Genomic DNA, 15,281 nt, shown 5'->3' with positions numbered 1-15,281 from the left:
GCTCCCCGGAGGGGGAGGGCCGGGTCCGACAGCCCCGGAGCCGACGGTGTCGCCCTCCCAGCATCCCAGCCTGCAGGACATCCTCGATGCGTTCGCGCGCCTCGGGGAACGTGTCGCCGCATCGCCCGCCTCGCGGCTCGATCCGTTCGTGTCGATGTCGCTGCGCCGGGCCTGCGAGGAGCTGCGTTGCTACATCCCCGGCCTGGACTCCCCGCCCGATCCCGAGGCGGCCCGCTTCCTCGCCCGCGCCGCCTACTCGGCGATGGAGGACAACGACGCGCGCGAGGCGCTTTCGCGCGCGCTCCGCGGACTGTCCTTCTCGCCGCATCATCCGGGGCTGTTCTTCGTGGCGGCCACGGCGTGCTTCGAGTACGGCGCGGTCGAGGACGCGATCCGGTTGCTGCGTCACACGCTGTGGATCCACCCCGGCCACAGCGCCGCCCGCCGCGACCTGCAGGCGTTGAGCGCCTATCTGCAGGAGCGCTGGAACGCTCCCGGCGGCATGACGGCCGAGGAGGCCGCGGCCTGCGAGGACGCCCGCGCTGCGGGTCCCGAACTGGCGTTCGAAGATCTGGCCGAGATGGAGTCCGGTTTCGTCCCCGACGAGGACCGGTACGAAGACCACTACGACGAAGACGAGGATCGCGCGGCTTGAGGATTCTCCTGGTCGCCGACGGCTTCGAGGCGACCCGCCCGGAAGAGACCGGGAGCTGGCTGGAAGACCTGGCGGCCCGGCTCGCCTACCGTGGTCACCGAGTGACCGCGGTGCTCGCGCATTGGCCCGAGGACGACTCGCCCGCGCCGGAGGTTCCCGGGGTGGCCGTCTGGAGGCCGTCGTCCGGTGGCATCGAGCCGGTCATCTTCCAGGCGCTCGGCCAGAAGCCCGACGTGGTGCATCTCGCTTCGGCCGGCCCGTGGAGCGAGCCGGTCCTGCAGGCGCTGCTGGAATCCCCGCTGGTTCTGGACGCGCACGGCTACTGGCCGATGTGCGCGGCCGGCGACCTGATCCAGCGTCCCTCCCTGACGGCGTGCCCGCTGGCGCACCCGCATGAGCAGTGCGGCGCGTGCGCGGGCCTGCTGCACCTGCGCGCGATGGATGCACGGGCCCCGCTCGGCGGTGAGGCGCGCGTCGTGATCGCGCACACGGCCGCCGCGCGCGAGCGGCTCGAGGCGGGCCTCGGCCGCCCGGTGGATTGCGTGCGCCCGGGCGTGGACGCGTTCGCCTACACGCCGGAGCCGGGCGCGCCCTCCTCGCCCGACGTCGCGGCGCTGCTCACGGGCGCGCGCCCGGCGCGCGTGCTGGTGCTGGGCAACGCCGGCCAGCACCGGGGCGCCGTCTCGCTGTCCGACCTGCTGGTGGCGCTGAACGCGCGCCTGCCCGGTGTCGAGATGATCGTGCCCGACAGCGATCCCGACGATCCGGCCGGGCCGCAGCTGCTGCTCACGGAAGCCCGCGAGATGGGGCTCGGCGCGCAGGTGCACGTGTTCAGCGGCCTGACGGCGGCCGACGCGCCCGCCCTCTTCGCCGCCTGCGACGTCGCCTGCCTGCCGGGCACCCTTCCCGAGAGCGGGGGCCTGCGGGTCATGCAGGCGATGTCGGTCGGCTTGCCGGTCGTCGCGCACGACGCCGGCTCGATCGGCGAGCTCATCACGCACGGCGTCGAAGGGCTGCGGATTCCCTCGGAGCCGGTCGGAGCCTTCGCGCACGCCATCGCCGCGCTGGTGCGCGATCCCGCGGGGCGTGCCGAGTACGCCGAACGCGGCCGGCTCGCGGCCATGGAACGGTTCGACATTGACCGGGCGGTTTACGCGCACGAGGAGCTCTACCGTCGCGCGCGCCGCGCCGAGGAATCGGGACCGGTCCGCCGCGCTCCCCGCCGCCGCGCCGCCTGACCGGTCGCAGCCTCGCGCCGCGCGCTCCCGGGTCCCGCCCAGTGGAGCGGGAGCCCGCGGCTGTGCGAGACTCCGGATCGCCATTCACCGGAGGACGCTCGATCCATGCGCTGGACGCTCCGCCTCGGCACCTTCGCCGGCATCCGCGTGGAGATGCACGTCACCTTCCTGCTGCTGCTGGCGTTCGTCGCGCTGATCAAGTCGGCGAGCCCGCGTGACGCGTTTCACACGGTGCTGCACCTGCTGCTGCTGTTCCTGTGCGTGATCCTGCACGAGTTCGGCCACGCGCTCATGGCGCGCCGGTTCGGCATCGCGACGCGCGAGATCATCCTGCTGCCGATCGGCGGCGTCGCGCGCCTCGAACGCATGCCCGACAAGCCGATCCAGGAAATCCTCGTCGCGATCGCCGGGCCGGCGGTGAACGTGGTGCTCGCCGCGATCTTCCTGCTGGCGTTGTCCACCTCGCACCTGGGCTTCGACGCGATCGTGCAGCGGGCTTCGGGCGAGGGCACGCTCGAGTTCCTGCTGTTCGCCAACGTGTTCATGATCGTCTTCAACATGATTCCGGCGTTCCCGATGGACGGCGGCCGCGTCCTGCGCGGGGCGCTCGCGATGTTCCTGCCGTTCATGCGCGCCACGCGCATCGCCTCGCTCATCGGGCAGGGGTTCGCGCTGCTGTTCGCGGCCGCCGGCGTCTTCGTCTTCCACAACCTGGTGCTGGTGCTGATCGCGATGTTCGTGTTCATCACCGCCGCGGAGGAGCGCGCCGTCGTGCAGACCCGCAGCTCGCTGGCCGGGCTGCCGGTGAGCGCCGCGATGGTGACCGCGTTCGTGAGCCTCGAGACCCGGCACGAGATCGCGCACGCCGTGGACCTGCTGCTGGCCGGCGAGCAGCAGGACTTTCCGGTGCTCGAAGGCGGGCAGTACCTCGGCATGCTGAGCCGCGCCGACCTGCTGGGCGGCCTGCGGCGCGAGGGCGCCGACGCGCCGCTCGGCCGGCTGGTGCGCACCGACGTCGAGCCGATCGAACTGTCCATGCCGCTCGAGGCCGCGCTGGTCCGCATGCGTGCGGCGCGGCTCAACGCGCTTCCGGTCATGGCGCGCGGCCGGCTCGTCGGGCTGCTCACGCTCGAGAACATCGGCGAGCTGCTGCTGGTGCAGGAGGCGAGGCAACGCCACTCGGGCGTGGCGTGATGCGGCGTTCGCTGCACGCCCGCTGGGTCCTGCCGGTCGTGGCGATCGCGGCGGCCTGGGTGTTGTGGCAGAACGGCCGCGCCCCGCACTGGCGGACGCTCCAGCCCGGGGCGGAGTTCGCGACCTTCACCGGCAGCCCGTACTGCCAGATGGGTTCCGCGACGGTCGCGGCGCTGCGGCTCGACCCCCGCCTCGTGCGGGTGCGCGCGCGGCACTGGTCGCAGCTCGGCCGCGCGAAGCCGCCGGGCGTGCTCGACTGGCAGCGCACCACCGGGGCGCTGGCCGTCTTCAACGCCGGGCAGTTCTACCCCGACCTGCGCTACATGGGGCTGTACGTGAGCGGTGGCGACACCATTTCCGCCCGCGTGCATCCGGGCTTTCAGGCCGCGCTGGTCGCCTCGGGAGGCAAGGGCCCGCGCGATGCGCGCGTGCTGGACCTCGCGACCTCGCCGCTCTCCCGCGAGAGCGGGTGGAGCGACGTGGCGCAGTCCTTCATGCTGTTCGATCGCGGAGGCGGCGTGCGCGTCAAGCGCACGACCCGCATCGCGAACCGCACCGCGGTGGCCGAGGACCCGGAGGGGCACGTCGTGGTGCTGGTGACCGAAGGCGCGTACACGCTCGCGGGATTCGCCGAGCTGCTCATGAAGTCGCCGCTGCGCCTGACGCACGCCATGAGCATGGACGGCGGCCTCGAAGCGCAGCTCGTCGTCGCGAGCGGCTCGTACCACTATGCGAGCTTCGGGCGCTGGCCCAAGCAGGGCGAAGCCGGCGCGCCGGGGGCGCAGGTGCCGCTGCCCGCCGTGATCACCGTCGAGGCGCCGTGAAGGCCGGCTTTCCGTGCGCGCGCTGCGGGCGGCCGCTGAGGCGCCGGCCCGCGACCTCGAGCCGGCCGCGCCGGTTCGGCTGCCCGCGCTGCGGATTCCTGATCTACGACTACCCGCGGCCGTGCGCGGGGCTGCTCGTCGTCCGGGGCGACGCGGTGCTCCTGCTGCGACGGGCGCACCCGCCGCGGGTCGGTCGGCTCGACGTGCCCGGCGGCTTCGTCGAGTCGGGCGAAAGCCTCGAGGCGGCGGCGAGACGAGAGCTGCGCGAGGAGACGGGACTGACCCTGGGGCCGATCGAGCCGCTGTCGTTTCACTGGGACGAGTACGCGCTGAAGGGATTCGGGCGCTTCCCGACCATGAACTGGTACTGGGTGGGCGAGTGGCGTCGCGGTGAACCCGTGGCGGCCGACGACGCCGCGAGCGCCGAGTGGGTGCCGATGACGCGACTGGCGGCGCTGCGCCGGCGCTTCTCGTGGGCGCACATGCCGGCGCTCTTCGCCGCGCTGCGGCGCTGGCGGACCGCCGGTGTGCGCGGCGGATCGGCGCGACGGCGCGACCGCCCCGCGGGCGACCCGGTGACGCGCCCGGCGCGATCCGCCGGCGCGCGAGCGCATCGCCGCGCCGCCGCGCGGTCGCGCGATCGCGCGCGCTCCGCTAGCGTGCGGAAGGCATGAGCCTGCCCCCCGAACCCGACACCCTCACGCCCGCGCCGGCCCACAGCTCGTGGGGGCGGCGCGCCGCGGCGATCTACCTCACGCTGGTCGCGCTGGCCTTCGTGCTTCTCTTCTACGAGCTCGCGAGCGGGCGGCGCGGCCTGGGCTCGGTCGCGCTCTCGGTGCTGACCGCGCCGTGGTCGGCGGGACTCGCGCTGGTCGCGCAGGCCCTCGCCCCGCACCTGCCGGCCGGGGTCCTGCGCGCGCTTGGCTTCCTGCTCGCGGCGGCCGCGGCGCTGCTCAACGCGCGCATCCTGTACGGCGTCGCCGCGCGCGCCGAGCGCGACGCGCGCGGCGCGCGCTGAGCCGGGCCCGGCCGGACCACCGGCGCGAAACGCACCCGGAGGCGCCGGACGACACGCGACGGCCGGGCGCGCCCTACTGCGCCTTGATCGCCTCGACCAGCTTGCCGATGGCGTTCTTGGCGTCGCCGAAGAACATGTACGTCTTCGGGTTGTAGTAGATCTCGTTGTCAATGCCCGCGAAGCCCGGATTCAGGCTGCGCTTCACGACGATGATGTTGCGCGCCTTGTCCGCGTCGAGGATGGGCATGCCGTAGATCGGGCTCGACTTGTCGTAGCGCGCGGCCGGGTTGACGACGTCGTTGGCGCCGATGACCAGCGCCACGTCGCAGCGCTCGAACTCGGAGTTGATCTGCTCGAGGTCGAAGAGCTGCTCGTACGGCACGTTGGCCTCGGCGAGCAGCACGTTCATGTGACCGGGCATGCGGCCGGCGACCGGGTGGACCGCGTACTTCACGTCCACGCCGCGGGCCGCGAGCAGGTCGCCCAGTTCGCGCGTGACGTGCTGGGCCTGCGCCACGGCCATACCGTAGCCGGGGATGACGATCACGCTCTGCACGTTGGTGCACAGCATGGCCAGATCCTCGGCGCTGATCTCGCGGGTCGTCTTCGCCGGCCCGCTCCTGCCGGCGGCGCCCGTGGACGCCGTGGCGCCGCCTCCGACGCCCGCGAACAGGACGTTGATGATCGAACGGTTCATGGCCTTGCACATCAGCAGCGTCAGCAGCGTGCCGGAGGCGCCGACCAGCGTTCCGCTGATGATCAGCGCCGGCTGCTGCAGCGAGAAGCCCGTCGCCGCGACGGCGAGGCCGGTGAAGGAGTTGAGCAGCGAGATGACCACCGGCATGTCGGCGCCGCCGATCGGCAGCACCATGAGAACGGAGAACAGCAGGGAGACGGCCAGCAGCGCGTAGAACGGCGTGGCGTCGTGGGCGGCCAGGCTCACGACGATGGTGCCGATCAGCGCCAGCGTCACCAGCACGGTGGCGATGCGCTGGAGCGGCGAGTTGATGGCCTTCTCGGCGAAGCCGCTGAGCTTGCCGAACGCCACCAGCGAGCCCCAGAACGACAGCGAGCCGATGACGCCGCCGAACAGCGTCGCGCCGAATCCGAGCGGGTCCACCGGCTGCCCGGCGGACTTCGCGCTCATGAAGTTCGCGAACTCGACCGTCGAGATGAGCGCCGCCGCGCCGCCCCCGCAGCCGTTCAGCAGGGCGACCATCTGCGGCATCTCGGTCATGGCGACCCGCCGCGCCGCGAGCGAACCGAGGGTCCCGCCGAGCAGGATCGCGACGATGATGAGCGTGCCCGTGCCCGGGTGCCCCGTCAGCAGCCCGCCCCACCAGATGAAGATGAACGACGCGGCCACGGCGAAGGCCATGCCGATTCCCGCGAGCAGGTTGCCGTTGCGCGCGCGCCGCGGGTGGCTCAGGAACTTGAGCCCGATGATGAACAGGACGGCGGAGGTGAGGTAGGCGAACTCGGAGAGAACCTTCGGGCTCACGACTTGCCTCCGGCCGGCTTCTTCGTCTTGAACATCTCGAGCATGCGATCCGTGACCACGAATCCGCCGAACAGGTTCATGGCGCCGAGCACGACGGCGGCGAAACCCAGCCAGGTCAGCAGCGGGGTGGCCGCCTCCGCGAGCACGAGCATGCCGCCCAGCATGACGATGCCGTGGATGGCGTTGGTGCCCGACATGAGCGGCGTGTGCAGCTGGACCGGAACCTTCGAGATGACCTCGAAGCCGACGAACACCGCGAGCACGAAGATGTAGATGGCGTAGAGAATCAGGGTGGCTTCGTTCATGACGCCTTTCCGGCGGCCGCCGCGGGTTCGCCCGCCGCCCGCGTGATGCACGCGTCGCGAAGGATGTCGTCCTCGAAATCGAGGCGGAGCCTGCCTTCCTTGTCGATCATCAGCTTGAGCAGCGAATGCAGGTTGCGCGAGTACATCTGGCTGGCGTGGAACGGCAGCGTGGCGGGCACGTTGAGCGGGCCCATGATCGTGACGCCGTACTTGACGACCGTCTCCCCGGGCACGGTCGCCTCGCAGTTGCCGCCCGTCTCGGCGGCGATGTCCACGACGACCGAACCGGGCCGCATGCCCCGGACCATGGCGTCGGTGACGAGCACCGGCGCCTTGCGGCCCGGGATCGCCGCCGTCGTGATGACGACGTCCGACTTGGCGACGTGCGTCGCGAGCAGCTCCTTGACGCGCTGCTGGTCCTCGGCGGACAGCTCCTTGGCGTAGCCGCCCGCGGCGACGACGTCCTTCTGGGCCAGTTCGATCTGCACGAACCTGCCGCCCAGGCTCTCGACCTCCTCCTTCACAGCCGGGCGCACGTCGTACGCCTCGACCACGGCGCCCAGCTTGCGGCAGGTGGCGAGGGCTTCGAGCCCCGCGACTCCGCAGCCGAGCACGAAGACGTTCGCGGGCGCGATCGTGCCCGCGGCGGTCATCTTGAGGGGGAAGAACTTGCCGAGCGCGCCGGCGCCCCAGAGCGCCGCCTTGTAGCCGGAGACGCCGGCCATGGACGACAGCGCGTCCATGGACTGCGCGCGCGAGGTGCGCGGGATCATCTCCATCGAGAAGGCGGTGACCTTGCGGGCCGCCAGCTTCTGGACGGCTTCCGAGTTCCGGTCGCGGCCGAGGAACGAGACGAACACCGCCCCCTGGGGCACGAGGTCGGCTTCGTGCCGGCCGATGGCGGCGTTCTGCCGCGGCTCGTGCACCTTGAGGACGATGTTCGCGCCTTCGCAGGCGCTCGGCGCGCTGGGCGCGAGGTTGGCGCCGGCCTGGCGGTAGGCGTCGTCGGTGAAGCCCGCGGCCTCGCCCGCTCCGCTCTCGACGACGACCTCCTGGCCGGCCTTGACGAGGCGGGCCACGGTCTCGGGCACGAGCGCCACGCGCGTCTCGCGCGGCGTGATTTCCTTGGGAACGGCGATGCGCATGCGGCACCCTGGGAAGAAGGTTGCGTGACGTGTCGTGGGGCGGGCCCCACCGACCACGGAATCGCCTCCGGAGGCGACTCTCGTCGGACCAATCGGGGAATCTACTTCGTTTGTCGGCGCCGGGGGAAGTCGCTGCGACGGCGTCGCCTGGTGCGCGTGCGCGCCGCGGCTGTGACTACGGCCCGCCAGCTGCGTTCATCAAGCAGTGAGCCCCCTTCGGGGGCCTGGTGGAGGGCCGCATGCGGGGCGCAGTACAGCGGGGGACAGAAAGGAAGGCGAGCGCGGTGTTGGCTGGACGCGTCGGGGGACGCGCACATCCTCGTCCGCTCCAATGCCGGCCAGGCGGGCCGGGCGTTCGACGGCCTGCCCGGTCGACACCATCCGCGCCTCCGGGAACGGGCGCTTGTGCGCCCGCGGGCATCGGATACGCTGCGGTGCATGACCCCGCGGCCTCCGGACGATCGCGACGACGAGACGCTGATCCGGGAGTACCTGGCGGATCCGAACGGGCGCGCCGGCCGCCGGGCCGTGGACGCGCTGATCTCGCGCTGGTCGGGGCGCGTGCTTCGCTGGGTGCGCCGCGTGGTGCGTGACCGTGACGAAGCGCTCGACGTGGCGCAGGACGCCATGCTGAGAATGCTCGAGGCGCTGCCGCGCTACGAGCCGCGGGGCCGCTTCCCGGCATGGCTGTTCGTCATCGTGCACCACCGCTGCCTGACGGTCGCGAGGAGCCGCCCGCTGCTGCGGGATCCGGAGATCGACGCGGACACGCTGATCGCCGGCGACGCGGGGCCGGCGGACGACCACGAGTCGGCCGAGAGCCTGCGCCGGGTCGAGGCGGCCATGGACTCGGCGCTCGACGAACGCGAGCGCACCGCGATCTGGCTGCGCGCGCACGAAGGCATGAGCGTCGCGGACATCACCGAAATCCTCGGGCTCGAGAGCGCGACCGGCGCCCGGGGCCTGCTGCAGACGGCGCGGCGAAAGCTGCGGGCGGCGCTCCGCCCGGCCGAAGGGGAGGGACGCACGTGAGGCCATCCGGGTATTCGCCCGCCGAGTTCGCGCGACTGCTGGCCCTGCCGGAGTCGGATCCCGAGCGGATCCGCGCGGAGGGGACCCCGGAGTTCTCTGCTCTCAAGGCGATGCTGTCCGACTTCACGGGGGAACGCCGGCCGGAGGAGTCCGCGGGCGAACTGGGTTCCACGCGCCACGAACTCGAACGCAGGCTGCACGCGGCGCTCGAAGCGCGGCGCGAACCGGCCTCCGGAATGGCCGGCCATGGCGGACAGGGGCGTCGGTTCCCTCGGGAGTCGGCACGCGGGCTGTTCGACTGGTTGCGGGCGCCCGCCGGGCGCTGGGCGTTCACGTTCGCGCTGGTCGCGGTGGCCGCGGGCATCGGCTGGTGGGTGCGCCCGGGATTCCGCGGCGACAGGCTGCGCAGCGTCGAGGTCCCGTCAGGTTTCGAACTGCGGACCGTGCGCGAGGCCGGCGACGGCTTCGAGCTCGAGTGGCCGCCGCTGCCGGGCGCCGAGTCGTATCGGGTCGTGTTCCTCGACGCGACGCTGCTGCCGATCGCCCGGTTCGAGGCGGGTACGGCGACCCGGCTGACGGTGCCCCGCGATTCGTTGCCCGCGGCCCTGCCACCCGACGCGCGGATGTCCGTCGAGGTGGAGGCATGGCGGGCGCGATCAGTCATCAGGACGACACCCGCACGCGCGATTCGGTTACGCTGAGGCCGCGGCGGCGCACGTCGCCGCCAGGCCCATGACGACACTCACGCGCACACGAATCGCCGTCATCGTATTCGCCGCGCTCCCGGTGGTGATGACCTCCGCGGCGCCCGCCGCCACGCCGTCCGTGCGGTTCCGGCGCGAGTTCGCCCGCGCCGACTCCCTGGCGTTTCGCGGTCGCACCCCCTACCTGGCGTACATGGACTCGCTGATCGCCGTCGCCCGAAGGACCGGGAACACCGATCTCGAGATGGCGGCGGAGATCCGCCGTGCCGGAATGCGCGCGTTCTTCGACGGCAGCTTCGGTGAGTCGCAGGCCGAGTCGCGGCGCTGGCTGCCGAGGTTGCGCGCTTCGCGCGACACGCTCCTCTGGTGCATCGCCCTGCGAACGATCGCCTACTCGAGTCTCTCGCGGCAGCAATTCTCCGAGGCGGGTTCCAGTTACGTCGAGGTGCTGCGCCTCGCGCGTCTGGCCCGGCTGGGCGTCATGGAGGGCTACGCGCGGGTGGGCCTCGCGTTCATCGCGATGCGGGATGGCCGCGCGCGCGAGGCGGAGCGCGGTTACCGGATCGCGATCGAGCGGATCACGGAGCCGGGGGAGGCGCACCTGGCCCGTACCGCCCGGGCGGGGCTCGCGAACGCGTTGCTCCAGCAGGGCCGGCCGGCCGCCGCCCGCCTCGAGTACGAGCGGGTGCTGACGGAGTCGCGCGCGGCCGGAGACCTGCGCAACGCGGCCGACGCGTTGAACGATCTCGGCGCCCTCGAGTTCGGTTACGGCGACCCTTCGCTGGCCATCCCGCACTATCGGGAGGCCGCGGCGCTGCAGCGCCGAGCGGGAAATCGAGCCAACGAGCTGATGTCGCTCGCCAACGTCGCCCAATGCCTGAGCAGCATCGGACACGTGGACGAGGCGGGCGCGCTGCTCGACACCGTGGTCACCGCGGCCGGTCGGGCGGGTGCGCGTGACGTGCTCGACAAGGCGCTCGTCAGCCTCGCCCTGCTGAGGATCGAGGCCGATCGACTTGCCGATGCGGATTCGCTCGCCGGCCGGGTGGTCGCGATGCGCGATTCCGTGAGATCGAGCACCTGGGCGGATGCCGTCGTGGCGCTCGCCCGCGCGCGTGCCTCCGCGGGCAGGCCGAAGGAGGGCATCGCCTTGATCGAGCCCGCGCTCGCGCAGCGGGGTGCACGCATGGAGACCGCCGTCCGGGCCGGCCTCCTGCTCGCCCTCGGAGCGTTGCGGACCGATGCCGGAGATCCCGCGACGGCGATTCCGCCGCTTCGGGAGGCTCTGGCCACCCGGGAGCGGTTCCGCGGGACGATCGGGGCGTCCGCCATCATGGGGGAGCGGGAACTTGCCCGGGCGTTCGTGGCGCTGGGGCGCAGGGACAGCGCGCTCGCGCACCTGCGGGCCGCGACCTCCGCCTGGGAGCGCAACCGTATCCTGCCCGGCGAAAGCTCCTGGCGCGAGGCCTTCGGCGGCGCGGCGGCGTCCCTCTTCGCCCAGTACGCGGCGCTCCTGCTGGATCCTGCATCGGGCGGAAGGGCGCCGGACCGCACGGCGTCCACGTTCTCGACCCTGCAAACGTTTCGCGCACGGACGCTCGAGGATGCCCTCAGCGGCGGCGAGCGGACACGCGCCACGCCGCGTGTGACGCTGGCGGTGCTGCAGCGCCGCGTGCTGCGTCCGGGCGAGATCCTTCTCGACCTCTACATGGCGCCGGACACGTCGTTTCTGTTCGCGGTGACCCGCGATTCCCTCCGTGCCGTGGGTCTGGCAGGAGGCAGGCGCCTGTCGCCCGGCCTGCGTCGCTTCCGCGACCTTCTCGCGGCCGAGGATCCCGACGAAGCGCTAGTCGAGACCGCCTCCGCCGCACTCGGCGACCAGCTGTTCGGAAAAGTCGCGGATCTGCTGCGTTCCTCGCGAACCGCGCTCCTCGCGACGGGCCGTTCCGCCCAGTACCCGATCGGGATGCTCCGCATTCCGGGCGAGAGCGATCCGCTGTCGGTCCGGAGGCGTTGGGCGATCATCGCGTCGGCCACGCTGCTGGCGCGGACGCGGAGCGAGGCCGCGCCACGCCAAACGAAATCGCACGCGCTGCTGGCGCTGAGCCGCTCGACCGATGGACAGGGCCGGCAGCTCGCCGGAGTCGAGCGCGAGATCCGCTGGCTGATCCGAACCTTCCCCGATGCGGAATCGCGCGAGAACGACGGCCGGCGACCGCTCGACGCGATGCTCGCGCATCTCGGCCCGCGCGAGGTGCTGCACATCGCCTCGCACGTCCGGGGTTCGCCGGAAGCGCCCTGGCGGGCCGGCTTTCTGCTCGGCCGCGGCCGGAACGAGGAGGCCTACCTGACGGCTGCGCGCATTGCCGGGCTCGGGCGGACGGCCCGATTGTGCGTGCTCACGGGCTGTACATCCGCGGGCGGCGCGCTCGGATCCGAGGCCATGCCCGGGCTCGCCGCCGCGTGGCTGGCTTCGGGGTCCAGTGCGGTGATCGCCTCCCTCTGGCCGGTGGGCGACGAAGCCACCGCCGAGATGGTCCGCGACTTCTATGCGGAGCTCGCGCAGGGTCGGACCGCGGGTGATGCGCTGGGCGACGCGCAGCGCCTCGCGCGTTCGCGGCGGCATTCTCGCCTGCGCGACTGGGCGGGCTTCGTCCTGATCGGCGACCCGGAGACGACGGTCCGGCTGATCCCGCGTGGGCCGCACAGGGCGCGGGCGAAAGCGTGGTCGGACGGCGGACCCTCCCGGTAGGGTTCCGGCACGGCGCTTCCGGCTGTGATTCGCGGACACCTCCCGGGTTCCCCTTCATGCAGGGCTCCCGGGGAATCGTTCCGCGGGGGCGCCTCGATGAGGGAGGCATTCGATGAGATCCATCGCCTGCCCGCTGGCCGGCCTGCTGCTCGCCGCCACGCTCGTGCCGGTGACCGCGCGCCCGTCCCCCGCCCCGGTGACGCCGACGTTCGAGCTCAAGTGGGGCTCACCCTACGAACTCGGCTCGGTCACGAACGTGGCGGTGGACGCGCTCGGAAACGTCTACCTCGACGAAGGCGGCATCCTGAAATACGACCGGATGGGCAACCGGCTCGCGAGCTGGAACATCATTTCCCGGTGCATCGCCCTGGATCCCGCGGGGAACCTGATCGCGGTGAACTACGACGGAGACCGCGTGCGGAAGTACTCCGGTTCCGGCGCCCTCCTGCTCGAATGGGGCGCCAGCGGCAGCGGCAACGGGCAATTCAACGGCCCCCTCGGAGCGGCCGTGGACCGCGCGGGAAACGTCTATGTCGTGGATTCGAACAACGCCAGGGTGCAGAAGTTCTCGAGCGGCGGCGTCTATCTGAGCCAGTTCGGAAGCATCGCCAACCTGTGGTGGCCGAGCGAGGTCGAGATTGATCCCGACGGCAATGTCGTGGTCTTCGATCCCGGCTTCTACACGAACGCGAAGGTCGTGAGGTTCGCCCCTTCGGGCGCGTACCTCGCGTCGTGGCCCTTGCCGGCGGGGGACTTCACGGACGGGGGCTTCGGACTGGACGCGATGGGAAATGTTTACGTCGCCGACCACGATGGATCCAGGGTGCTCAAGTACGCGGCGGACGGCACGCTTCTGACCCAGTGGGGCTCCTTCGGATACGGCGACGGACAGTTCAACGCGCCATCGGATGTGGCCTGCGACGCGGCCGGAAACCTCTATGTCACGGACTACGACGCGCGCCGGGTCCAGAAGTTCAGCGGCGCGGGTGCGCCCGTTGCCGAGGGGGCGCCGCTCCCAGTACTGACGATCGGCGCCTTCGGCGGCGGTGCGGGTCAGATGAACGGCCCGTGGGGCGTCGGAACCGACGACGCCGGCAATGTCTACGTGGCCGACACCCAGAATAACCGCGTGCAGAAGTTCTCGGCTACGGGCGCGTATCTCACCCAGTGGGGCGCCTTCGGCACGGGCAACGGGCAGTTCGACGGGCCACGCAGCGTCTGCGCGGACCACCTGGGAAACGTCTTCGTCGTGGACGGAAACAACAATCGGATCCAGAGATTCACGCGCAATGGCGCCTACCTGGGTCAGTGGGGAACGCCGGGCAACGGCGACGGACAGTTCGACTCGCCGGCAGGCATCGCCTGTGACGCGGCGAACTATGTCTATGTGGCCGACTACAGCAACTCCCGTATCCAGAAGTTCACGACCCTCGGCGCTTTCGCGCTCAAGTGGGGTTCTCCGGGCTTCGGGAACGGGCAGTTCAACGGCCCCTATGGCGTGGCGGTGAGCGCGTCGGGCCGCGTGTTTGTGGTGGACCAGATGAACAACCGGATACAGCAGTTCACCGACTACGGCAGCTTCCTCGGCGCCTGGACCACGGCCGGCACGCCGGCGGGATCGCTCGCCAGGCCGGCATCCGTCACCGCGGACGCGATCGGCAACGTGTACGTCGCCGACTACGCGAACCATCGCATCGTGCGCTTCAGCAGCGGCGGCACGCCGCTCGCGTGGTGGGGCGGATTCGGGGCGGGCGGCGGGCAGCTCAACGCGCCCATCGGCATCAGCGCCGACGCGGCGGGTAATGTCTACATCGCCGACACGAACAACTCGCGGGTCGTCAAGTACGCGATGCCCGCCTCCGTCGCGCTCGTCTCGGACGTGGGGAACGACCAGGGCCGGCAGGCGCAGATCCGTTTCCTGCGCTCCACGGCGGACGCGCCCGGGTCCGGGCTCACGATCACGGGCTATGAGATCTACCGCCGGAACGATCCGCTGCCCGGGCCCGCCGCTCGGGCGACCGGCGCAGGTTCCGCCGCGGCGCCCGCGTCCGCCCAGCTGGCCGGCTGGACCTGGGTCGCGACCGTGCCGGCGCACGGCGAGTCCGAGTACAACGTCGTGATTCCGACGCTCGCGGACGCCACCAACACAGCGCTCGAGTATTCGGCGTTCATGGTGCGCGCGGCCTCCGCGGACCCGTACTCGTTCCTCGATTCCGCGCCCGGACAGGGCTACACCATGGACAATCTCCCACCACCGGCGCCGGCGCCGTTCACCGCGAGCTTTTCGGGCGGCGCCACGAACCTGCACTGGGGCGTGAGTCCCGCGGCGGACTTCGCCACCTTCCGGCTCCATCGGGGAGCAACGCCCGATTTCGTGCCCACCCCCGGCAATCGGATCGCGGCGACGGCCGACACCGGATTCGCGGACACCGGAGCTCCGGGCGGCTACTACAAGCTGACGGCCGTGGACCGGAACGGGAGGCAGAGCCCGTTCGCGGTCGTCGGGCCCGGGCAGACGACGGACGTGGACGATCCGGGCGCACCGGGCCTTGAGTTCGCGCTGCGCGGATCGCGGCCGAACCCGGCGCGTGGCGGGCGGCTGAACGTGGAGTTCGCGCTCCCGTCCGCCGCCCCCGCGGTGCTCGAGCTGATGGACCTGGCGGGGCGGCAGGTTTCGAGGACGCCGGTGGGGGCGCTCGGCGCCGGACGGCACGTCGTGGACCTGTCCCGCGGCGGGGCCGTGCCGGCCGGAATCTACTTTCTGCGGCTGAGGCAGGGAGATCTCGAAGCGACGCGCCGCACCGTCGTGCTCGACTGATCCGCCACTCCGCGCTCCGTGCGCTCCCGCGGCCACCGCCGCCGGGGCGCACGAGTGCCGCCGCCGCTGCCCTCCCTTAGACTACCCGCGTGCGT

General features: G+C 71.9%; 12 protein-coding genes and 1 pseudogene. 10 read left to right on the top strand and 3 right to left on the bottom strand.

The genetic code is table 11. The features are described 5' to 3' along the window. The first annotated feature begins 46 nt into the window (after window positions 1-46). The 6 genes and pseudogenes from IT347_02695 to IT347_02670 all read left to right on the top strand — a co-directional run bounded on the left by IT347_02695 (window position 47) and on the right by IT347_02670 (window position 4,929). Window positions 47-655: a hypothetical protein gene (locus IT347_02695; GenBank protein MCC6348482.1), complete on the top strand. Its 609-nt coding sequence runs from the start codon at window positions 47-49 to the stop codon at window positions 653-655. Continuing rightward, window positions 652-1,893: a glycosyltransferase family 4 protein gene (locus IT347_02690; protein ID MCC6348481.1), complete on the top strand. Its 1,242-nt coding sequence runs from the start codon at window positions 652-654 to the stop codon at window positions 1,891-1,893. Before IT347_02695 ends, IT347_02690 begins: the two co-directional genes overlap by 4 nt. 105 nt (window positions 1,894-1,998) lie before the next feature. Then, the gene (locus tag IT347_02685; GenBank protein ID MCC6348480.1) at window positions 1,999-3,087 is read left to right on the top strand and encodes a M50 family metallopeptidase; all 1,089 of its coding nucleotides are present in this window, start codon (window positions 1,999-2,001) and stop codon (window positions 3,085-3,087) included. Next, a complete protein-coding gene (locus IT347_02680) occupies window positions 3,087-3,911 on the top strand; it encodes a phosphodiester glycosidase family protein (GenBank protein MCC6348479.1) in 825 nt (274 codons plus the stop codon). Before IT347_02685 ends, IT347_02680 begins: the two co-directional genes overlap by 1 nt. Before the next feature lie 101 nt (window positions 3,912-4,012). Continuing rightward, window positions 4,013-4,198, top strand: a pseudogene (locus IT347_02675) (NUDIX hydrolase). Between the two features lie 383 nt (window positions 4,199-4,581). Next, a complete protein-coding gene (locus IT347_02670) occupies window positions 4,582-4,929 on the top strand; it encodes a hypothetical protein (protein MCC6348478.1) in 348 nt (115 codons plus the stop codon). Between the two features lie 73 nt (window positions 4,930-5,002). Here IT347_02670 and IT347_02665 read toward each other — a convergent pair whose 3' ends face one another. From IT347_02665 to IT347_02655, 3 genes are read right to left on the bottom strand one after another with little or no spacing between them, the layout of a single operon-like run. After that, window positions 5,003-6,430 (bottom strand): NAD(P)(+) transhydrogenase (Re/Si-specific) subunit beta, encoded by a 1,428-nt coding sequence (locus IT347_02665; GenBank protein MCC6348477.1) that lies wholly within the window; start codon window positions 6,428-6,430, stop codon window positions 5,003-5,005. Then, window positions 6,427-6,735 (bottom strand): NAD(P) transhydrogenase subunit alpha, encoded by a 309-nt coding sequence (locus IT347_02660; GenBank protein MCC6348476.1) that lies wholly within the window; start codon window positions 6,733-6,735, stop codon window positions 6,427-6,429. Before IT347_02660 ends, IT347_02665 begins: the two co-directional genes overlap by 4 nt. After that, entirely contained in the window at window positions 6,732-7,880 is a 1,149-nt protein-coding gene (locus IT347_02655; GenBank protein ID MCC6348475.1) for a Re/Si-specific NAD(P)(+) transhydrogenase subunit alpha, read from the bottom strand. Before IT347_02655 ends, IT347_02660 begins: the two co-directional genes overlap by 4 nt. A gap of 438 nt (window positions 7,881-8,318) precedes the next feature. Between IT347_02655 and IT347_02650 the strand changes: the two genes are divergently transcribed. The 4 genes from IT347_02650 to IT347_02635 all read left to right on the top strand — a co-directional run bounded on the left by IT347_02650 (window position 8,319) and on the right by IT347_02635 (window position 15,186). After that, a complete protein-coding gene (locus IT347_02650; protein MCC6348474.1) occupies window positions 8,319-8,912 on the top strand; it encodes a sigma-70 family RNA polymerase sigma factor in 594 nt (197 codons plus the stop codon). Beyond that, entirely contained in the window at window positions 8,909-9,613 is a 705-nt protein-coding gene (locus tag IT347_02645; GenBank protein ID MCC6348473.1) for a hypothetical protein, read from the top strand. The genes IT347_02650 and IT347_02645 overlap by 4 nt, the downstream gene beginning before the upstream one ends. A 31-nt stretch (window positions 9,614-9,644) precedes the next feature. Next, window positions 9,645-12,368, top strand: coding sequence for a CHAT domain-containing protein (locus tag IT347_02640; GenBank protein MCC6348472.1), 2,724 nt, complete (start codon window positions 9,645-9,647; stop codon window positions 12,366-12,368). A gap of 112 nt (window positions 12,369-12,480) precedes the next feature. Further along, window positions 12,481-15,186: a T9SS type A sorting domain-containing protein gene (locus tag IT347_02635; protein ID MCC6348471.1), complete on the top strand. Its 2,706-nt coding sequence runs from the start codon at window positions 12,481-12,483 to the stop codon at window positions 15,184-15,186. Window positions 15,187-15,281: the final 95 nt, after the last annotated feature.

The sequence above is a fragment of the Candidatus Eisenbacteria bacterium genome, assembly GCA_020847735.1.
GTDB lineage: Bacteria > Eisenbacteria > RBG-16-71-46 > RBG-16-71-46 > RBG-16-71-46 > CAIXRL01.
Note: the sequence above shows the minus strand (reverse complement) of the source record. Positions and strands in the feature narration are given on the sequence as shown.

Bases quoted from the DNA above. Each gene is read 5' to 3' on its own strand.
- IT347_02670 (MCC6348478.1), top strand. From the start codon at position 4,582: ATGAGCCTGCCCCCCGAACCCGACACCCTCACGCCCGCGCCGGCCCAC.
- IT347_02635 (MCC6348471.1), top strand. From the start codon at position 12,481: ATGAGATCCATCGCCTGCCCGCTGGCCGGCCTGCTGCTCGCCGCCACG.
- IT347_02640 (MCC6348472.1), top strand. From the start codon at position 9,645: ATGACGACACTCACGCGCACACGAATCGCCGTCATCGTATTCGCCGCG.
- IT347_02680 (MCC6348479.1), top strand. From the start codon at position 3,087: ATGCGGCGTTCGCTGCACGCCCGCTGGGTCCTGCCGGTCGTGGCGATC.
- IT347_02660 (MCC6348476.1), bottom strand. From the start codon at position 6,735: ATGAACGAAGCCACCCTGATTCTCTACGCCATCTACATCTTCGTGCTC.
- IT347_02655 (MCC6348475.1), bottom strand. From the start codon at position 7,880: ATGCGCATCGCCGTTCCCAAGGAAATCACGCCGCGCGAGACGCGCGTG.
- IT347_02685 (MCC6348480.1), top strand. From the start codon at position 1,999: ATGCGCTGGACGCTCCGCCTCGGCACCTTCGCCGGCATCCGCGTGGAG.
- IT347_02650 (MCC6348474.1), top strand. From the start codon at position 8,319: ATGACCCCGCGGCCTCCGGACGATCGCGACGACGAGACGCTGATCCGG.